This window comes from Kitasatospora sp. NPDC001660 (assembly GCF_053596725.1).
The window spans coordinates 119848-138561 of sequence record NZ_JBSFGU010000020.1 but is presented as its reverse complement, the minus strand read 5'-3'; the positions used below and the strand labels follow the sequence as shown (position 1 = coordinate 138561).

At 72.9% G+C, this 18714-nt stretch carries 18 protein-coding genes; 14 read left to right on the top strand and 4 right to left on the bottom strand.

What is annotated here, in order from left to right; translation table 11 throughout:
• The 5 genes from ACWCXH_RS22435 to ACWCXH_RS22415 form a co-directional block, all read left to right on the top strand.
• A partial coding sequence (locus ACWCXH_RS22435) for a sigma factor-like helix-turn-helix DNA-binding protein (RefSeq protein ID WP_449803215.1) occupies nt 1–123 on the top strand: 123 nt, incomplete at its 5' end.
• A gap of 148 nt (nt 124–271) precedes the next feature.
• Nucleotides 272–802, top strand: coding sequence for a hypothetical protein (locus ACWCXH_RS22430; protein WP_449803211.1), 531 nt, complete (start codon nt 272–274; stop codon nt 800–802).
• Between the two features lie 80 nt (nt 803–882).
• A complete protein-coding gene (locus ACWCXH_RS22425) occupies nt 883–1488 on the top strand; it encodes a WhiB family transcriptional regulator (protein WP_449803210.1) in 606 nt (201 codons plus the stop codon).
• Between the two features lie 236 nt (nt 1489–1724).
• Nucleotides 1725–2630, top strand: a complete 906-nt coding sequence (locus tag ACWCXH_RS22420; RefSeq protein WP_449803209.1) for an oxygenase MpaB family protein — start codon at nt 1725–1727, stop codon at nt 2628–2630.
• 322 nt (nt 2631–2952) lie between these two features.
• A complete protein-coding gene (locus ACWCXH_RS22415) occupies nt 2953–4206 on the top strand; it encodes a threonine/serine exporter family protein (protein WP_449803208.1) in 1254 nt (417 codons plus the stop codon).
• Between the two features lie 328 nt (nt 4207–4534).
• Here the strand turns inward: ACWCXH_RS22415 and glmS are convergent, their stop codons facing one another.
• Both glmS and ACWCXH_RS22405 read right to left on the bottom strand, forming a co-directional pair.
• Nucleotides 4535–6361 carry a glutamine--fructose-6-phosphate transaminase (isomerizing) gene (glmS, locus tag ACWCXH_RS22410; protein ID WP_449803207.1) on the bottom strand — a complete coding sequence of 609 codons (1827 nt, stop codon included), beginning with the start codon at nt 6359–6361 and terminating at the stop codon, nt 4535–4537.
• A 36-nt stretch (nt 6362–6397) separates the two neighbouring features.
• Nucleotides 6398–6673, bottom strand: coding sequence for a hypothetical protein (locus ACWCXH_RS22405; protein ID WP_449803206.1), 276 nt, complete (start codon nt 6671–6673; stop codon nt 6398–6400).
• A gap of 193 nt (nt 6674–6866) precedes the next feature.
• Here ACWCXH_RS22405 and asnB point away from each other — a divergent pair, with 193 nt between their 5' ends.
• The 4 genes from asnB (at nt 6867) to ACWCXH_RS22385 (ending at nt 12253) form a co-directional block, all read left to right on the top strand.
• Entirely contained in the window at nt 6867–8729 is a 1863-nt protein-coding gene (gene asnB / locus ACWCXH_RS22400) for an asparagine synthase (glutamine-hydrolyzing) (RefSeq protein ID WP_449803205.1), read from the top strand.
• Nucleotides 8730–8961: 232 nt separating this feature from the next.
• Nucleotides 8962–10071, top strand: a complete 1110-nt coding sequence (locus ACWCXH_RS22395) for a hypothetical protein (RefSeq protein WP_449803204.1) — start codon at nt 8962–8964, stop codon at nt 10069–10071.
• Between the two features lie 141 nt (nt 10072–10212).
• Nucleotides 10213–11628: a pyridoxal phosphate-dependent decarboxylase family protein gene (locus tag ACWCXH_RS22390; protein ID WP_449803203.1), complete on the top strand. Its 1416-nt coding sequence runs from the start codon at nt 10213–10215 to the stop codon at nt 11626–11628.
• A gap of 76 nt (nt 11629–11704) precedes the next feature.
• Complete coding sequence (locus ACWCXH_RS22385; protein ID WP_449803202.1) at nt 11705–12253, top strand: hypothetical protein; 549 nt, start codon at nt 11705–11707, stop codon at nt 12251–12253.
• Nucleotides 12254–12589: 336 nt separating this feature from the next.
• Here ACWCXH_RS22385 and ACWCXH_RS22380 read toward each other — a convergent pair whose 3' ends face one another.
• Both ACWCXH_RS22380 and ACWCXH_RS22375 read right to left on the bottom strand, forming a co-directional pair.
• A complete protein-coding gene (locus ACWCXH_RS22380; protein WP_449803201.1) occupies nt 12590–12814 on the bottom strand; it encodes a hypothetical protein in 225 nt (74 codons plus the stop codon).
• 107 nt (nt 12815–12921) lie between these two features.
• Entirely contained in the window at nt 12922–13089 is a 168-nt protein-coding gene (locus ACWCXH_RS22375) for a hypothetical protein (protein ID WP_449803200.1), read from the bottom strand.
• Nucleotides 13090–13174: 85 nt separating this feature from the next.
• Here ACWCXH_RS22375 and ACWCXH_RS22370 point away from each other — a divergent pair, with 85 nt between their 5' ends.
• From ACWCXH_RS22370 to ACWCXH_RS22350, 5 genes are all read left to right on the top strand, one after another.
• Nucleotides 13175–13876, top strand: coding sequence for a GNAT family N-acetyltransferase (locus ACWCXH_RS22370; protein ID WP_449803199.1), 702 nt, complete (start codon nt 13175–13177; stop codon nt 13874–13876).
• Nucleotides 13877–14138: 262 nt separating this feature from the next.
• Complete coding sequence (locus tag ACWCXH_RS22365; protein WP_449803198.1) at nt 14139–15401, top strand: MurT ligase domain-containing protein; 1263 nt, start codon at nt 14139–14141, stop codon at nt 15399–15401.
• A gap of 46 nt (nt 15402–15447) precedes the next feature.
• Nucleotides 15448–16176, top strand: a complete 729-nt coding sequence (locus tag ACWCXH_RS22360) for a type 1 glutamine amidotransferase (RefSeq protein WP_449803197.1) — start codon at nt 15448–15450, stop codon at nt 16174–16176.
• 353 nt (nt 16177–16529) lie between these two features.
• Nucleotides 16530–17555 (top strand): 6-phosphofructokinase, encoded by a 1026-nt coding sequence (locus ACWCXH_RS22355; RefSeq protein ID WP_449803196.1) that lies wholly within the window; start codon nt 16530–16532, stop codon nt 17553–17555.
• Nucleotides 17556–17683: 128 nt separating this feature from the next.
• Nucleotides 17684–18679, top strand: a complete 996-nt coding sequence (locus ACWCXH_RS22350; protein ID WP_449803195.1) for a 2-hydroxyacid dehydrogenase — start codon at nt 17684–17686, stop codon at nt 18677–18679.
• Nucleotides 18680–18714 lie beyond the last annotated feature (35 nt).

Here is an 18714-nt window from a genome sequence, read left to right as displayed (position 1 = left end):
CACCGCTCGCTCGCCGAGACCGCCCAGCTGCTCGGCGTGCCCGAAGGCACCGTCAAGTCCCGCTGCTTCTACGCCATCCGCGCGCTGCGCCTGGCGCTCCAGGAGCACGGCCTGCCGCTGTAGCGGCGCTCTCCCCGGACGGGTACGCGAATTCGGCGAAGAAATTCCGAACGGAATTGAGACCCACCGCCATTCGGCCCGTAAGGAGGGATGCGGGCGACGACGAAGACCGCCCCGCACCTCCCACTACCTGTCAGCCGGGAAGGCCACCATGCCCACGTTCAGCCGTACCGCCGTGCTCGCCGTCGCCGGCGTCGCCGCCCTGACTCTGGTCGCCGCCTGCGGGTCCGACGGCACCTCGGGGACCGCTTCGCCCTCCTCCGCCGCGGCCTCCGGCGGTCCGGCGCTCGTGGCGGCCGGCTCGAACACGCTCGGACCGATCGTCACCGACGCCGACGGTAACACGCTCTACCGGTTCGACAAGGACACCGCCAATCCCTCCGCCTCGAACTGCACCGGCGCCTGTGCCACCACCTGGCCGCCGGCGCCCGCCGCGGAGCACATCCGGGCACAGGGCGTCGACAGCGCACTGATCGGCTCCGTGACCCGGACCGACGGCACCAAGCAGCTCACCCTGGGCGGCTGGCCGCTCTACCGCTACGCCCCGGACGCCAAGCCCGGCGACACCAAGGGCCAGGGCGTCGGCGGCACCTGGTTCGCGAGCACGCCCACCGGCAGGAAGGCCCCCGCAGCCACACCCGCCGCCAGCGCCGCCCAGAGCGGCAGCGGCTACGGCTACTGAGCAGCCCCGGGAGCGGCGCGCCGTCCGACCGGCCGCCGTGCCCTCCGCTGTCCAAGCCTCCTCTCGAAAGGGTGAGTTCCATGTCCGGTGCCCCAACGCACGCCCGGCTCTGGCCGGCGGACCGGGCCGGCGAGGACCCGATGGCCGACGCCGCCTGCCGATACGTAGACCCGGAGCTGTTCTTCCCGGACAACCGCGGCGGCGGCGGACCCCCTGCCGAAACCCGGGTGACCAGGGCCAAGCAGATCTGCCGGGCCTGCCCGGTCCGCCGCAGGTGCCTGCGTCAGGCGGTCCGGGACCGCGAACTGTACGGCGTGTGGGGCGGCCTCACCGGACAGGAGCGCCGCGGGCTGCTCAAGCAGGTGCAGAACTTCCGCGGCCTGCCCGCCGGGGTGCCGGCCCGGCTTCAGCACGGCGAGCCGGTGCGGGTCCGGGGCCAGGACCGGCCCGCCGTCGCGGCCACCTTGGTCAGGGCCGGCTGGAGCGAGCAGCGGATCTGCCACGCCCTCGGCATCGATCCGTCAGAACTGCGGGCCGCGCTGCGGGTCGCCCGGCGGGTGCTGTGGGTGATCGACCTGGTGGGCACCGACCAGCCGCCCGCCCTCCCCGAGGGCCGCCGCCGGCCTGCGGAGGACCCCACCGCCCACCGGCGCCGGCCTCCGGGCGGACTGCCGCACGCCGCCTGATGGGAGCAACCGAGTCGGAGAGACTCGGTGCCGTAGCCGCCGGCAGGTGAGCACTCTCGCGGCCGGAGCCGTTCGAGCGCTGAAGCGCCTGACCAGGAAAGAAAGAGTTGCTGCTGATCTGAGGAGATCGACCCCGCGGTGACCGGCGATTCGTCGCGGTGAACCAGTGTCTGCACACGTCCGTAAGACGGCGCGTGCAGGAAATCCCTGCCCGGGCAGAGCAGTAAAGGCCGACCGTGAAGACCCTTGCCACCCCGACCAGCCGGGACACCGCCGACTGTGGGCTCTTCGGCCCGTCCTCGGTGACCTGGCACCTGCACGCCGATCCCGCGATGTGGGCCGGTGGGATCAGCGCACTCCACCTGCAGGCGCTGCATCCCCTCGCGGCGCTCGGCATCGTCCAGAACTCCTCGTTCGAGACGGACCCCTTCGGCCGGCTGTTCGGCACCGGCTCCTTCATCGTCGCCACCACCTGGGGCACCCGTGCCCGGGCGGAGCGGGCCGGCGCCCGGGTGCGGGCCGTGCACGAGCGGCTGCGCATCCACGATCCGCGCAGCGGCGCGGTGCACCGGCTCGACGACCCGGACCTCCTGCTGTGGGTCCACTGCGCGCTGGTCAGGTCCAACCTGCACGCCGTCCAACGAGGCGGCCTGCCGCTGCGCGCCCGGCAAGCGGACGACTACGTCCGCGAACAGCGGCGCATCGCGGCACTGGTAGGGCTCGCCCCCGACGATGCCCCCGGGTCGGTCGCCGACCTGGAGGACTACCTGGCGGGCATGCGGCCCGTGCTGACCGCCTCCGCCGAGGCGCTGGACATCCACCGCTTCGTCTCCCGCCCACCACTGCACGGGCCGCACCGCGCGCTGCGCCCCATCTGGAGCGCGGCCTCCCACCTCGGCTACTCGCTCATGCCCTCGTGGGCCCACGACCTCTACGGCCGACCCGGTCGGCCCGCGACGGTGGCGACCGGGATGCTGCGCGCCGCTCGGGCCACGGCTCTGCTGGTCCCGTGGCGCACCCGGCTCGGCTTCCCCACCCGCGATCTGCACCAGGCCGTCGAACGACTGGGACGGACGGCCCTGCCCTCCCGCCGCCGACTGCGTGGGCGCACCACGCCTACGGCGACTGATCGCAGCCAGTGAGGCCCGGTTCAGCGTCGACGCAGTGATCTTCGTCGCGGCTTCCCTCTGAACATCGGCCTGGCCGGGGCCGTCATCCAGGCTGAGCGACGCACACAGCGCGTCCCGGATCACGAGGAGATCTTCATGACGGACTTCTGACAGCAGTCGGGCTCTCGCCTGTCTTGGTGGCTCAGTCACCGGTGCCGGTGCCCCTGCCCCGGGCGTACCGGTCGCGCATCGGCCAGTTGTGACCGATGCGCATGCTTCACAGCCGCCGCATCGCCACCACGGCGGCCCCGTACACGTAGAAAACGGAAAAAGGTTGCACGCGACCGTACGCGCCATGTTCAGCACAGTTCCGCCAGACCGGGGTCCCGACTCCCCGGCCGACCCGCGGCGCCGCCTCCTGCTCGAACTCGGAGCAGGCCTGTTGAGCGGCGGCCTGCCCGTCCACGATGTGGAGGAGGAGCTGCGCGGGCTCGGACGGACGCTGGGAGCGCCCGATGTGCGGGTGGCCGCCCTGACCACCGGGCTGTTCGTCGCGCTGAGCGCGGACGACGCGACCGCGTTCGAGCCCGTCGGCCCCGCACTGCGGTTCGAGCAGACGGCCGACCTCCTCGACGTGGTGCACCGGCTGCGCGCGGGCGGACTCGAAGGGCACCGGGCGCTGCGCGACCTGGACGCGATCCGCCGGGCACCGGCGCGCTGGCCCGCCTGGGTCGCGGACCTCGGGATGGTGCCGGTCGGGGTGGGGCTCTGTCTCTACCTGCAACCGGTGGCGTCGAACGTCCTCGCCGCCGCGATCGGCTCGCTGCTCGTGGCGGGCCTCACCATGACGGCTCGCCGGCTGCCGCTGCTGCGGCCACTGCTGCCGGTCACCGCCGGCTTCCTCGTCTCCGTTCTCGTGCTGGGAGCAGCCCGGGTCTCACTGCTGGACGGTCCGCTGCGCACGATCGTCGCCACCCTGGCGATCCTGCTGCCGGGCGCTCTTCTGGTGACCGGGCTGTCGGAGATCGCTGCGGGTGCGGCCAGCGCCGGAACGGCCAGGCTGGTGTCCGGCTCCGTGCAGCTGGCGCTCTTCCTCACCGGCGTGGTGGCTGCCGCCACCGTCACCGGCGTTCCCGTCTCCGCGCTGGCCGACACCCAGGTGGCCACGCCCAGTTGGTGGGTGATCTGCCTGGGACTGGCGCTCGCCGTGGCCGGGCTCGTGATCAACGTCAACACGCCGCCGCCGGCCATCCCGTGGATCGTCGCGGTGATCGCGGTGGCGGCCGCCGTCCAGGTGACGGTGGGCTCCGCCAACGGCGCGGCAGTGGGCGGCCTGGCCGGCGCGGTCGCCGCCGCGGCTGCGGCCACCGTCGCGCATTGGCTATGGGGCGGCTCATCCTGGCAGGTGCTGTACCTTCCCGCGTTCTGGGTCGTGGTGCCCGGCTCCTTCGGCCTGCTCAACACCGCACAGATCGCCGTCGGCAACGGGGCACACGCCGTGCTCGCAGCCGTGTCCGCCATGTTCGGGGTTTCCATCGGCACGCTGATCGGCTCGGTTATCAGCCGGATTCCCCAGCCCACAGCCGCTCCGCCGCGGCCGCGGCCCTGACCACGCAGACAGCCGCGATGCCACCGGCTTCACACGAGTGGTGCAGTCGGCGAACGCCACGGCCCGCCACCCGACCGCTCGCAGTCCTGACTGGCTCTGACAGGTTGGCCCGCGCCTCGTGCCCGGTGACACGGATCCGGCGCTCTTTCTCCTGCCAGTCCTCGAGCTGGTGGTCGATGCTCACAGCTGTCCCGCAGAGCCATCAAATCGGTTGAGGGTGAGGCCGGTTGTTGGCCGTGAGAGCGAGTTGGTCACCGCTGTGACGATGTGCGCGGGCGGGGCCCGGCCGGCCGCACAGCGGTCGGGCCCCGCCCGTCCAGCAGGACGGTTACTCCACCGTCACGCTCTTCGCCAGGTTGCGCGGCTTGTCGACGTCGCGGCCGAGGGCCACCGCCGCGTGGTAGGCGAGGAGTTGGAGGGGGATGTTGAGGAGCAGCGGGTCGAGTTCGGGCTCGCTCCTGGGCACGAGGATGCAGTGGTCGGCGAGCTTGGCCTCGGGGCGGCGGTGGGCGACGGCGATGACGCGGCCGGAGCGGGCCTTGATCTCGCCGAGCGTGGTGAGGTTCTTGTCGAGGAGTTCGTCGTCCGGGACGAGGGCGACGGTCGGCAGCTCGGGGCTGATCAGCGCGAGCGGGCCGTGCTTCAGCTCGCTCGCGGGGTAGGCCTCGGCGTGGACGTAGGAGATCTCCTTGAGCTTCTGCGCGCCCTCCCGCGCCACCGGGTAGCCGCGGACCCGGCCGATGAACATCATCCCGGCCGACTTGGCGTACTCGGCGGCGAGTTCGGCGATCTCGTCGCTCTGCTTCAGCACCTCGCGGATCTGGTCGGGCAGCGCCTTCAGGGCGGAGACGATCCGCTGGCCGTCGGCCGGCGACAGGTCGTGGATGCGGCCGAAGTGCAGGGCCAGCAGCGCGAAGGCGACGACCGTCGAGGTGAAGGCCTTGGTGGAGGCCACCGAGATCTCCGGGCCCGCGTGCAGGTAGATGCCGCCGTCGCACTCGCGGGCGATCGCGCTGCCCACGGTGTTGACGACGCCGAGGACCCGGCCGCCCTTGCGCTTGATCTCCTGGACGGCGGCGAGCGTGTCGTAGGTCTCGCCGGACTGGCTGACCGCGACGTACAGGGTGTCGGCCTCGATCACCGGGTTGCGGTAGCGGAACTCGGAGGCCGGCTCGCTGTGCGCGGGGATCCGGGAGAGCTCCTCGATCAGCTGGGCGCCCATCTCGCCGGCGTAGTAGGCGGAGCCGCAGCCGAGGATCTTGACCCGGCGGATCTCGCGCAGTTCGCGGGCGTCCAGGTTGAGGCCGCCGAGGTGGGCGGTGGCGAAGCGCTCGTCGAGGCGGCCGCTGAGGGTGCGCTCGACGGAGCCGGGCTGCTCGTGGATCTCCTTGAGCAGGAAGTGCTCGAAGCCGCCGGTGTCGTAGGAGTCGATCTCCCAGTCGACGGTGGACGGCTGGCGGTGGGTGGTGCGGGCGTCCTCGGTGAAGGTGCGGAAGCCGTCGGCGCGGACGGTGGCGAGCTCGCCGTCCTCCAGGTGCACGACCTGGCGGGTGTAGCGGACGAGGGCGGAGACGTCGGAGGCGGCGAACATCTCCTTCTCGCCGATGCCGAGGACGATCGGGCTGCCGTTGCGGGCGACGACGATCCGGTCGGGCTGCTCGGCGTCGAGGACGGCGATGCCGTAGGTGCCGACCACCTTGCCGAGGGCGGCGCGGACGGCCTCCTCCAGCTCGACGCCCTCGGCGGCGTGCGCGGCGATGAGGTGGGAGAGCACCTCGGTGTCGGTCTCGGAGCGGAAGACGGCGCCCTCGGCGGTGAGCCTGGCGCGCAGCTCGTCGGCGTTCTCGATGATGCCGTTGTGGACGACGGCGATGCGCTCGGCGTTGTCGAAGTGCGGGTGGGCGTTCTCGTCGCTCGGGACGCCGTGGGTGGCCCAGCGGGTGTGGCCGATGCCGGTGGTGCCCTTGAAGCGGGCGGGGACGGCGGCGGCGAGGTCGGCGACCCGGCCCTTGACCTTGCGGAGCTTGATGCCGCCGGTGCGGCCGGTGACGGCGACGCCGGCCGAGTCGTAGCCTCGGTACTCGAGCCGGGCGAGCCCTTCGAGCAGGAAGGGGGTCGCGTCCTTGGGGCCGATGTAGGCCACGATTCCGCACATGCTGGACTCCTCGTGAAGGAAGTAAGGGATGCCGGCTCAGCCGTAGACGATCCGGCGCAGCTGGCGGGCCGAGAGCTCGGGTGCCGCGACGCGGCGGGCGGGGAGCTCCTCGGCGAGCCGGGCGAAGATCCGTTCGTTGGTCAGTCCGCGCGCCTGGAGCTCACCGTGGCGGCGGCGGACGTACTCCTCGGTGGTCTCGGAGAAGTACGCCAGGACCTCCGCCACGACCCGCGCCGCCTCCCGGGGCCCGAGGGGGCTGGTCCGGGTGAGGTGGGCGAGGAGGTCGTCGTGAGGGTGGGGTGAGCTCGGCACGGAGGAAGACACTAGGCCGATCCCGCCATGGAAGCCAAGATTTCTGCCCGGAATCGGGCAGGCTTTACGACTTTCAGCCCAGGCAGCCATGTGGAACCCCGACTTTCACCTTCAGGACACACCCTTGTCCCCTCGCCCGGACGCCACGTAGCGTGACAACATCCACACGCAGCGGAAGACCGGAGGCTTGCTGATGTGCGGCATCACCGGATGGGTCGCCTTCGACCGCGACCTCACCGCCGACCGGAACGACCGGGACGTCCTCGACGCGATGACGGCCACCCAGATCTGCCGCGGACCGGACGCGGGCGGGATCCACCTGGAGCGGCACGCCGCGCTCGGCCACCGCCGCCTCGCCGTGATCGACATCGAGGGCGGCGTCCAGCCGATGACCGTCGAGCACGACGGCCGGCTGCTGGCCGCCCTCACCTACAGCGGCGAGGTCTACAACCACAACGAACTCCGCGCGGAGCTCCAGACGGCCGGCCACCGCTTCCGGACCCGCAGCGACACCGAGGTCGTGCTGCGCGCCTACCTGGAGTGGGGCGAGCACCTCGCCGAGCGCCTGAACGGCATGTTCGCCTTCGCGATCTGGGACGCCCGGCGCGAGGAGCTGCTGCTGGTCCGCGACCGCATGGGCGTCAAGCCGCTGCACTACCACCCCGCTGCCGACGGCGTGGTCTTCGGCTCCGAGGTGAAGGCCCTGCTCGCCCATCCGTCCGTCCGGCCCGTGGTGGACCTGGACGGGCTGCGCGAGCTGCTCGCCTTCGCCCGCACGCCGGGCATGACCCCCTACCGCGGCATCGCCGAGGTCCGCCCCGGCCACGTCGTGCGGGTGCGCCGCGAGGGGATCACCGTGCGCCGCTACTGGGGGCTGGAGGCGCGCGAGCACACCCACAACCTGGACACCACGGTCGCCACCGTCCGTGCGCTGCTGGACGACATCGTGCACCGCCAGCTCGACTCCGACGTACCGCTCTGCTCCCTCCTCTCCGGCGGCCTGGACTCCAGCGCCGTCACCGCCCTGGCCGCGGGCGTGCTCAGCCGGGCGGGAGCCGGCCCGGTGCGCTCCTTCTCCGTCGACTTCGTCGGCCAGAGCGAGAACTTCCACGCCGACGCGATCCGGCCCACCCCCGACGGGCCGTACGCGCGCATGCTCGCCGAACACGTCGGCGCCGACCACCACGTCATCGAACTGGACGCCGCCGAGCTCACCGACCTCGCCCAGCGCGCCACCGTCCTGCGCGCCCGGGACCTGCCCGGCGGGTTCGCCGACATGGACGTCTCACTGCTGCTGCTCTTCCGCGGCGTGCGCCGCCAGTCCACCGTCGCCCTGTCCGGCGAGTCCGCCGACGAGCTCTTCGGCGGCTACCGCTGGTTCCACGACCCGGACGCGATCGCCGCCGACGACTTCCCCTGGGCGTCCTACATCTCCAGCGGTCTCGCCGGCGGCGGCGCCGGCGCCCGCGAGCAGCTGCTCGACGCCGACCTGCTCCGCAGGCTCGACCTGGCCGGCTACCGCCGCGCCCGCTACCGCGAGGCGCTCGCCGAGGTGCCGCACCTGCCCGACGCGAGCCCGCTGGAGCGCCGGATGCGCGAGGTCTCGTACGTCAACCTGACCCGCTTCGTGTGCATGCTCCTCGACCGCAAGGACCGGATGAGCATGGCCAACGGACTGGAGGTGCGGGTGCCGTTCTGCGACCACCGGCTCGTCCAGTACGTCTTCAACACGCCGTGGGCGATGAAGAGCTTCGACGGCCGGGAGAAGAGCCTGCTGCGCGCCGCCGTCCGGGACGTGCTGCCGGACGAGGTCGCCGACCGGGTGAAGAGCCCGTACCCCGTCACCGCCGACCCGCACTACCCGGCGCTGCTGCGCGCCGAACTCGCCGAACTCGCCGCCGAGGGCAAGTCCCCGGTGCTCGGCCTGCTCGACCCGCGACGGCTGAACGACGCGCTCGCCCCGCAGACCGACCCGCAGTCGGTGCGGCTCGGCGTGGACCTCGCACTTGACCTGGCCACATGGCTGACCGAGTACCAGGTGTCGCTGGACATCTGAGCATTGCCACCCGAACGGGCGCGGCGGACAGCGCCGCACACTGCCCCGGCCCGCCGCGCCGTCCGGGTGAACCCCGGCCGGCCGCCGGGGGCATCCCGCGGAGGGCGGACGCCGGACCGTGCGGTAGCGTCGCCGACACTCCCGGATGGCGGGCGAAAACGCGGACCGCGCCACCTTCGCGCGTCAGGATGGGAGCGAACCGTCCGCACTCGATCCGCCGGGGGATCCCGTCATGCAACCGCGAGCGTTCGCGATTCTCACCGCCCTGCTGCTCGGCGTCCTCGGCCTCGGATCGGTGGCGGTCACCGACTGGTCGCCCGCGACCGCCACCGCGGCGGTCGTGCCCGCCGCCGGCGGCGACGCCGGGACGGCCACGGCGTCCGGCACCGCGAGCGCGACCCCGACCGGCGACCCGGCGGTCTGGACCCGCTCGACGCTGCGCAACAAGCTGATGGCCGAGATGGACGCCACCGACCCCGGCGTCGCCCTGGCCGACCTCGACCGGATCACCAAGGAGAAGCCGTACACCGTGCGGTTCTGCCACCCGATCGCGCACGAGCTCGGGCACGCGGCCGTCAAGCGGTTCAACGCCGACTTCCAGAAGGTCATCTCCTTCCCGCACGAGACCTGCGCGGCCGGCTACCTGCACGGCGCCGTCGAGGAGATGCTGAACGCCTCCAGCCAGCCCGACGTGGACCTGCTCAAGCTGTGCCAGCCCAAGAACAGCGGCCCGTGCATCCACGGCGTCGGCCACGGCACGATGTTCGTCGCCAAGCAGGACGTGGCCAAGGCGCGCGACCTGTGCAACGAGTTCACCACCGAGCAGAACCGGATCCGCTGCTCCGAGGGCCTGTTCATGCAGCTCTTCGGGCCGGACGAGGAGGACGAGCAGGCCAAGGCGAACCTGCCCGCCGACAAGCTCGCGCAGGACCCGCTCTACCCGTGCAAGGACCAGCCGTCGCTGTTCCAGTCCGCGTGCTACTTCTACGCGCCGACCTTCTACCTCTCCTCGCACGACTACCCGAACCACCCCGAGGTGTACGCCGACGCCCTCAAGTGGTGCCTCAACGGCAAGGCGAACGGCGGGGCCGTCGACTGCAGCCGGGGCGTCGGCTCGCGGACGATGAAGTACAACCTCGACCGCGAGGACTGGGCCGCCCAGCAGTGCGCGACGGCCGCCGACGGCTGGCAGCGCAAGGCGTGCACGGAGGGCCTGGTCAGCTACTACACGGTCAACTACACGGACGGCGGGGCGGCCGGGCGGCTCTGCGCCAAGATCACCAACAAGGAGATGCAGGGCTACTGCCGCTCCGCGAGCGGGCTCTCCGGCTCGCTGGACTAGCCCCGCCGTCTCGTCCGACGGGCCCGCGCCGCACGGCGCGGGCCCGTTCCGTACCATCGGCTGAATCTGCTGATCACCCGGTGCGCCGAGGACGCCGCGCCCCCTCGCACCGCTGGAGCACGCCCGATGGACCTCCGCCCGATGGACTTTCGTTCCGCGGCCCACGCCACCGCGGACCTCGTCTCCGACTATCTCGCCGAACTGCCCGACCGCCCGGTCTGGCAGCCCATGGACGACGACGCCCGCGCCACCCTCCTCGACGCCCCGCTGCCCGCCGACGGCCGGCCGCTCGCCGAGCTCGTCGAGGCCATCGGCCGGGACGTCCTCCCCCACCCCATGGGCAACGGCAGCCCGCGCTTCTTCGGCTGGGTCAACTCCGCCCCCGCCCCCGCCGGCGTCCTCGCCACCCTCGCCGCCTCCGCCATGAACCCCAGCTCCGCCGGCGGTGACCACGCCGACGTCCACCTGGAGCGCGCCGTCGTCCGCTGGATCGCCGAACTCGTCGGCTTCCCGCACCCGGCCGGCGGCGGACTGCTCACCTCCGGCACCTCGACGGCCACCATCGTCTGCCTCGCCGCCGCCCGCAACCGCGCCGCCCGGCGGGCCGGGTGGGACGTCCGCGAGGACGGCCTGGCCGGGATGCCGCCGCTGGTCGGGTACGTCACCGGCGAGACGCACTCCTGCGTCCGCAAGGCCGCCGAGCTCCTCGGCCTCGGCAGCAGGCACCTGCGCACCGTCGCCACCGGCCCGGACGGCCGCCTCGACACCGCCGACCTGCGCGCCGCGATCGAGCGCGACCGCACCGCCGGGCTGCTGCCCTTCCTCGTCGTCGCCTCGGCTGGCACCGTCGGCACCGGCGCCGTCGACGCCTTCGGCCCGATCGCCGACCTGTGCGCCGAGCAGGGCCTGTGGCTGCACGTCGACGGCGCGTACGGCGCCTTCGGCGTCCTCGACCCCGCCATCGCCCACCGCTACGCCGGGCTGGAGCGCGCCGACTCGCTCGCCCTCGACCCGCACAAGTGGCTCGGCGTGCCGGTCGACTGCGGCTGCGCACTGGTCCGCGACACCGACGAGCTGCGCGGCACCTTCAGCCTCGTGCCGTCCTACCTGCGCGACGAGGCGGCGGGCGAGCTCGGCTGGTTCTCCGAGTACGGCACCGAGCAGACCCGCCCGTTCCGCGCCCTCAAGGTGTGGGCCACCATCGCCCACAAGGGCCGTACGGGCCTCGCGCGCGACATCGCGCGCTGCACGGCGCTCGCCCGCCGGCTCGGCGAACTGATCGCGGCCGACGGGGAGTTGGAGCTGTTGGCCGAGGTGCAGACCTCGATCGTCGCGTTCCGGTACCGGCCCGCCGACCTGGACGGGGCCGCCCTCGACGCGCTCAACCGGGAGCTGCCCGTCGCGGTGCAGCGGCGCGGCAGGGTCTTCGTCACCGGCGCCCGCCTGGGCGGAACGGAGATGCTGCGCGCGTGCCTGCTGAACGCCGCCACCACCGAGGCGGACCTGGAGCTGCTCCTCGCCGAGGTGAGGGCGGCGGCGGCCGAACTGCGACCGTAACGCGCGGGCGGAGACCTTAACCGGCAGGTCACGGGAGGTTCGTGGTCGGGAAACACCGGACGGGGACAGTGGTGCCATGGAGCACACGGAGCACACCACGACAGCCGTCCTCACCTCCGGATCGCCCACCCCCTCCCGTGCCCAATGGCGCGGCCGCCGCACCCACCGCTGGCGCCGCGACACCGTCGAGCTCGCCGCCGTCTTCGTCTCCGTCACGGCGGCCGACCTGGTCGCCAAGGTCGTCGTGAAGGGACACGACGGCCCGGTGGTGCTCGCCGCCTCGGCGGTGGCGCTGCTGGCCACGGCGCTGTTCCACACGTGGTGGTCGCACCGCCACCACCTGCACGGGCCGCCGGCCCCGGCACCGGTCCCCGACGTCGGGGCCGGCACGCTCTGGCGGGTCCGCGCCACCGTCCACGACTCCCCCGCCGGGCTGGCCCGCGTGTGCACCGCGTTCGCCGAGCAGCAGGTCGCGATCGTCTCCATGCAGTCCCACCCGCTCCCCGGCGGCGCCGTCGACGAGTTCTTCCTCCGCGCCCCCTACGCCCTCACCGGAAACGACCTCGCCGCCCTCGTCACCACCGGCGGCCACGACCTCCTGGACGCCCCGACCCGGGTCGCCTGAGCCTCCGGCTCCGACTCCCCACCGCACGCGCGCAGTCGACCCCGGATCGACGGGATCGCGACGCCGGCCACCGCAATGTCGACGTTCCCGAGAACCATCCCCCCGAGCAACGCCCCCAGTACCCACCCCGGCCATAACCCGCGCTCCGGGGGGCTCGCGCCGGCCTGATCTCCGCAGACGTCGTCAAGGAATCCATGCCCCCGGCTTGTACCTACTCGTAGGTGAAACGCCAATCAGCGCCTTCGAAAGGCCAGTTGGCGTGCGCGGGGAACAACAGCGGCCGCCCGTCCGGGGCTTGGGCGGGCGGCTGTCCGACTGCGGGGGATTCGGGGCGGGTCAGCCCTGGGCGGCGTGGCCGGAGTCGTTGGGCCGGTCGGGCTGGACGACGCAGACGGCGTTGCCGAGCATCGAGCCGAAGTCCCCGAGCATGGCACTGGCCACGTACTTGCAGGCGGCGGCCTCCTCAGGAGTCTTGGGGCCGCTGGAGGCGGCGGCCGGCTGGGCGAGGACGAGCAGCAACGCGCAACAGGCCGTGGCGAACACGGTCTTCTTCAACGACACGGGGAGCCCCTTCGGATTCGAGGTGGGTTCGGCGGAAAGCCGAGCCATCCCTATCCGAAGGGGCTTACGGGCTCACGGATTCTGCGCCATCCGTGAGCGTGTCCGCATCAACGCTCGCCGGCCGTCCGTCCCAGGGCCCGGATCGCGGCGACCAGTTCCACCACGCCGTGCCCGTTCAGCACGCCGCAGTGCTCACCGGCCGGGCCGACGACGGTCGGCGGGGCGGCGGAGCAGCCGGCGCTGCCTCTCCGCCGGAACCGTCCCGGGCTCGTCACGGGCGTGTCCCGGGTACGTCCCGGGCACTCGTGCGTTCACGATCGCGTAACCGCGCCGAAGCGCAGTGTCGGTAGCGTCGCCTCCATGACGGCATCGCACACGCGCCTCGAACAGCTCTGGAACCGATCCTTCCGCAGGTCGGACCGGAGGTGCGCGGTGCCCGACGGGCAGGGCGGCCGGGTGGTGACACTCGTCGGCGGGCCGGTCCGGGTCGCGCGGGTGCACCCGGTGACCGCCCGCCCGCACACCCCGGCGGAGCCCGTCCCGGACGGTCCCGTCCGGCTGGTCCTGGCGGACGGGACCGCGCTGACCGTGCGCGCGGCCGGGCCGGACGACAAGGCCGGGGCCCGCGCGATGCACCTGCGCTGCTCCCCCGACTCGCTGCGGCTGCGCTACCACGGGCCGGTCCGCGACTCCGACCGCCACCTGGACCACCTGCTGGGCGGCCGGCACGGCCGCAGCCTCGCGGTGACGGACGGAAACGGGCGGATCGTCGCCCTCGGGCACCTGATGTGGGACGACGGGGAGGCCGAGCTGGCCGTCCTGGTGGAGGACGCCTGGCAGCGGCGCGGGCTCGGGCTGGTCCTGCTGCGGCGGCTGGCCGCGCTGGCCCGGGCGGCCGGGATCGGCACGGTGTACGCGGTGACGCACGCCTCGAACGCGGGCCTGATCGCCGCGATGCGCCGGCTGGCCGTGCCGCTGGAGTTCCGCGCCGAGGAGGGCACCCTCGTGATCACCGCCACGCTGGCGGCCGCGGAGCCGGCGTCGCACCACCCGGCCTGCTGATCATTTCTTCACCACATTCTCACCGGGAACCTCCGAACACCGGGATGGCGCCCCCGACGGTGAACGGCCCGTCCGTACACCGCCTTGCCTGACGACCAGTCAGGCTCCCCATGGCGGGTCCCGCGGGCGCGTCACAGCAGGCGGTGCGGGGTCCGGATCGGCAAGCCGGGTGACGGAGTCGGTAGGCTGGCCCCGTCCCCGCCGCCCGACAGTCCGTTATCCGGCCCCCGGGCGGTGCCGCAGCAAGGAGGAACCACTGAGCATGGCAGGCACCGAATCGGAGCCCACAGGCGCGCGCGACGCCTCCCTGCCGGCCCGCGCCAAGATCGCGGTCACCGCCGGCCGGGTCGCGGCCGCCGTGTCGCGCAAGGCCGGTCGCGGCAGCGGCTCGGTGATCGGCGGCAAGGTCGCCCTCAAGCTCGACCCCGACCTGCTCGCCACCCTCGCCGACCACCTCGACGTGGTGCTGGTCAGCGCCACCAACGGCAAGACCACGACCACCCGCCTGATCGCCGAGGCGCTGCGCGCCGCCGGCCCGGTGGTCTCCAACGCCCTCGGCGCCAACATGCCGGCCGGCATCACGTCCGCCCTGGCCGGCGGCTCGGACGCCCGCTTCGGCGTGATCGAGGTCGACGAGAAGTACCTGGCCGGAGTCGCCCGCGACACCCGCCCCAAGGCGATCGCCCTGCTCAACCTCTCCCGCGACCAGCTCGACCGCGCCGCCGAGACCCGGATGATGGCCGAGAAGTGGCGCGAGGGCCTCCAGAACACCGAGGCCGTGGTCATCGCCAACGCCGACGACCCGCTGGTGACCTGGGCCGCCTCCTCCTGCAAGAAGGTGGTCTGGGTGGCCGCCGGACAGGCCTGGAAGGAGGACGCCTGGTCCTGCCCCGCGTGCGGCGGCGTCATGCAGCGCCCCGGCGACGACTGGTTCTGCCAGGACTGCGGCTTCCGGCGCCCCAACCCGCACTGGGCGCTCCAGGGCACCCACGTCATCGACCCGCAGCGCGGCGCCTGGCCGATCCAGCTCCAGCTGCCCGGCCGGGCCAACCTGGCCAACGCCACCAGCTCGGCCGCCGTCGCCGCCGTGTTCGGCGTCTCGCCGCAGGTCGCGCTGGAGCGGATGCGCTCGGTGACGGCCGTCGCCGGCCGCTACGACGTCGTCCAGTACCAGGGCCGCGACATAAGGCTGCTGCTCGCGAAGAACCCGGCCGGCTGGCTGGAGACCTTCTCGCTGATCGACGGCCCGCCGGCCCCGGTCGTGCTCTCCGTCAACGCCCTCGACGCCGACGGCACCGACACCTCCTGGCTGTGGGACGTCGACTACGAGCGCCTCGCCGGGCACCCGGTGTTCGTGATGGGCCAGCGCAAGCTGGACCTGGCCGTCCGCCTGGAGGTCGCCGGCCTGCAGTTCCACGTGGTGGACACGCTGGAGCAGGCCGTCCGGATGGCCCCGCCCGGCCGGATCGAGGCCATCGCCAACTACACCGCCTTCCAGCAGCTGCGGAAGGTCGTGGCCGGCTGATGCCGCGCCCCCACGCCCCTCTTTTCGTGACGGAAGGCCTTCGAGGATGAGTGAGAGCAGCCTGCGCGTGGTCTGGGTCTACCCGGACCTGCTCAGCACCTACGGCGACCGCGGCAACGCCCTGGTCGTGGAGCGCCGGGCCCGCCAGCGCCATCTCAACGTGACCCGGATCGACGTCCGGTCCGACCAGGCGATCCCCACCAGCGGGGACATCTACCTGATCGGCGGCGGCGAGGACCGCCCGCAGCGGCTGGCCGCCGAGCGGCTGCGCGCCGACAGCGGCCTGGTGCGGGCCGCCGAGAACGGCGCGATCATCTTCGCGGTGTGCGCCGGCTACCAGATCCTCGGCCACGAGTTCATCAACGACCTCGGCGAGCGCGAGCCGGGCCTCGGCCTGCTCGACGTCTGGACCACCCGCGGCGAGGGCGCCCGGTGCGTCGGCGACGTGCTCTCCGACGTCGACCCGCGGCTCGGCCTGCCGCAGCTGACCGGCTTCGAGAACCACCAGGGCGTCACCCACCTCGGCCAGGGCGTCTCGCCGCTGGCCACCGTGGTCGCCGGCCGGGGCAACGGCACCGGCGACGGCACCGAGGGCGCCTGGCGGGACACCGTCTTCGGCACCTACCTGCACGGCCCGGTGATGGCCCGCAACCCCGCCGTCGCGGACATGCTGATCAAGCTGGCGCTGGACGTCAACGCCCTGCCGCCGGCCGACACCACCTGGTACGACGCGCTGCGCGCCGAGCGCATCGCCGCCACGACGCGCCCCCAGTAGTACGCCCGTACGCCTGCGGACCGGGTGACCGCATTGCGGTCACCCGGTCCGCAGGCGGCCCGGATCGTACGACAATGGGGGCTGCCGGCTGCACACCCTCCTCGGCAGCAGGCTGCAATTCCACGCGGGGGCGCCGACGGCGCCGCTCCCGCGTCGGCTCCTGCCCGGCCGGACCAGGGGCCGTATGCTCGACACCACGGCCGTTTTCGGGCGTTGCGCCCGATTCGGCCGGCCCTCACCCCGCGGTCGACTCCGCGCCACCCCGGCGCGCGAACGCACCGCTACGGTGACGGCTCGTCGTCCCAGCCTGTAGTCCGGCCGTTCCTCGGTTCTGCTCGGGAGTTGCAAAGCTAATGCGTATCGGAGTGCTGACCAGCGGCGGTGACTGCCCCGGTCTGAACGCGGTGATCCGCTCCGTGGTCCACCGCGGGGTGGTCGACCACGGCGACGAGATCATCGGGTTCGAGGACGGGTGGCGCGGCTTCCTGGAGGGCCACCACCGCCCCCTCACCCTGGACTCGGTGAGCGGCATCCTCGCCCAGGGCGGCACGATCCTCGGCTCCTCGCGAGTGCAGCCGAGCCACCTGCGCGACGGCGTCGAGCGCGCCAAGAAGTACTGCGCGGACCTCGGCCTGGACGCCGTCATCCCGATCGGCGGCGAGGGCACCCTCAAGGCCGCCAAGCTGATGAGCGACGCGGGCCTGCCGATCGTCGGCGTGCCGAAGACCATCGACAACGACATCGCCTCCACCGACGTGACCTTCGGCTTCGACACCGCCGTCTCGGTCGCCACCGAGGCCCTGGACCGGCTGAAGACCACCGCCGAGTCCCACCAGCGGGTCATGGTCGTCGAGGTCATGGGCCGGCACACCGGCTGGATCGCCCTCAACGCGGGCATGGCGGCCGGCGCGCACGCGATCGTCGTCCCCGAGCGGCCGTTCCACATCGAGAAGCTGACCGCCGTCGTCCGCGAACGCTTCGACCGGCAGAAGAAGTTCGCCATCGTGGTCTGCGCCGAGGGCGCCAAGCCCGAGCCCGGCACCATGCACTGGGAGGAGGGCGTCAAGGACATCTACGGCCACGAGCGGTTCACCGGCATCGCCACCCAGCTCTCCCGCGAGCTGGAGCACCGGCTCGGCAAGGAGGCCCGCCCGGTGATCCTCGGCCACACCCAGCGCGGTGGCACCCCGACCGCCTACGACCGGGTGCTCGCCACCCGCTTCGGCTGGCACGCGGTCGAGGCCGTCCACAAGGGCGCGTTCGGGCACATCACCGCGCTGCAGGGCACCAACATCAACCTGGTGCCGCTCTCCGAGGCGGTCGCCGAGCTGAAGACCGTCCCGCAGGAGCGCTACCTGGAGGCGGAGACGGTCATCTGACCTCCTCCTTCCTGCGGGGAGCCCCCGGAGCCCGTCGCGGCGCCGGGGGCTCCGTGCGTCCGCCGGGCGTTCCACCGGCGGCCCGGCTAGCGTGGCCTGGCCGGAGCCGACCGGAGGAAGGACCGCCGATGGAGATCCTCGCGTACGGGGTGCAGGCCGACGAACGACCGCTGCTGGAGGAGGCCCTCACCGGACGGCACGGGCTGCGCTGCCTGGACGTCCTCCTCAACCGCGACACCGCCCCGCTCGCCGCCGGCTACCCGGCGGTCAGCAGCAGCGTCAACGCCGTCCTGGACGCCGAGACGCTCGCCGTCCTCGCCGCCGGCGGCACCGAACTGGTCGCCCAGCGCTCCACCGGGTTCAACAACATCGACCTCGACGCCGCGGCCGAGCTCGGCCTGACCGTCGCCCGGGTCTCCTACTACAGCCCGTACGCCGTCGCCGAACACGCTTGGGCCCTCGCCCTCGCCGTCAACCGCCGCCTCACCCGCGCCGCCAACCGCTCCCGCGAGTTCGACTTCCGCCTCGACGGGCTGCTCGGGCGGGACGTGCACGGGATGACCGTCGGGGTGGTCGGCACCGGCAAGATCGGCACGTGCTTCGCGCGGATCGCGGCCGGCTTCGGCACCGAGCTGCTCGGCTGGGACATCGCGCCGAACCGGGCCTGTCTCGAACTCGGCACGGCCTACACCGAGTTGCCCGAACTCCTGGCCCGCGCAGACCTGGTGAGCCTGCACGTGCCGCTCGTCCCGGCGACCCACCACCTGGTCGACGCGGCCGCGCTGGCCCGGATGAAGGACGACGCGATCCTCATCAACTCCAGCCGCGGCGGCCTCATCGACAGCACCGCCCTGGTCGAGACCCTGCGCGCCGGGCGGCTCTCCGGCGTCGGCCTGGACGTGTACGAGGAGGAGACCGGCGTCTTCTTCACCGACCGCTCCATCCAGGGCATCACCGACGACGTCCTCGCCCGCCTGGTCACCTTCCCCCAGGTCGTGGTGACCTCCCACCAGGCGTACTTCACGCGGACCGCCGTCGGCCAGATCATCGACGCCACCGCCCGCAACATCGACGACTTCGCCGCCGGCCGCACCAACGAAAACACCCTCGTCCCGCGCACCTGATCCCGCAAGCGGCCAGACCGCGAGCTGCCGTGGCG

What these genes read in the sequence shown, in the direction of transcription:
- ACWCXH_RS22365 (WP_449803198.1), top strand. Translation starts at nt 14,139, where the DNA reads ATGGCAGGCACCGAATCGGAGCCCACAGGCGCGCGCGACGCCTCCCTG.
- ACWCXH_RS22370 (WP_449803199.1), top strand. Translation starts at nt 13,175, where the DNA reads ATGACGGCATCGCACACGCGCCTCGAACAGCTCTGGAACCGATCCTTC.
- ACWCXH_RS22390 (WP_449803203.1), top strand. Translation starts at nt 10,213, where the DNA reads ATGGACTTTCGTTCCGCGGCCCACGCCACCGCGGACCTCGTCTCCGAC.
- ACWCXH_RS22415 (WP_449803208.1), top strand. Translation starts at nt 2,953, where the DNA reads ATGTTCAGCACAGTTCCGCCAGACCGGGGTCCCGACTCCCCGGCCGAC.
- ACWCXH_RS22355 (WP_449803196.1), top strand. Translation starts at nt 16,530, where the DNA reads ATGCGTATCGGAGTGCTGACCAGCGGCGGTGACTGCCCCGGTCTGAAC.
- ACWCXH_RS22360 (WP_449803197.1), top strand. Translation starts at nt 15,448, where the DNA reads ATGAGTGAGAGCAGCCTGCGCGTGGTCTGGGTCTACCCGGACCTGCTC.
- ACWCXH_RS22395 (WP_449803204.1), top strand. Translation starts at nt 8,962, where the DNA reads ATGCAACCGCGAGCGTTCGCGATTCTCACCGCCCTGCTGCTCGGCGTC.
- glmS (WP_449803207.1), bottom strand. Translation starts at nt 6,361, where the DNA reads ATGTGCGGAATCGTGGCCTACATCGGCCCCAAGGACGCGACCCCCTTC.
- ACWCXH_RS22425 (WP_449803210.1), top strand. Translation starts at nt 883, where the DNA reads ATGTCCGGTGCCCCAACGCACGCCCGGCTCTGGCCGGCGGACCGGGCC.
- ACWCXH_RS22350 (WP_449803195.1), top strand. Translation starts at nt 17,684, where the DNA reads ATGGAGATCCTCGCGTACGGGGTGCAGGCCGACGAACGACCGCTGCTG.
- ACWCXH_RS22430 (WP_449803211.1), top strand. Translation starts at nt 272, where the DNA reads ATGCCCACGTTCAGCCGTACCGCCGTGCTCGCCGTCGCCGGCGTCGCC.
- asnB (WP_449803205.1), top strand. Translation starts at nt 6,867, where the DNA reads ATGTGCGGCATCACCGGATGGGTCGCCTTCGACCGCGACCTCACCGCC.
- ACWCXH_RS22385 (WP_449803202.1), top strand. Translation starts at nt 11,705, where the DNA reads ATGGAGCACACGGAGCACACCACGACAGCCGTCCTCACCTCCGGATCG.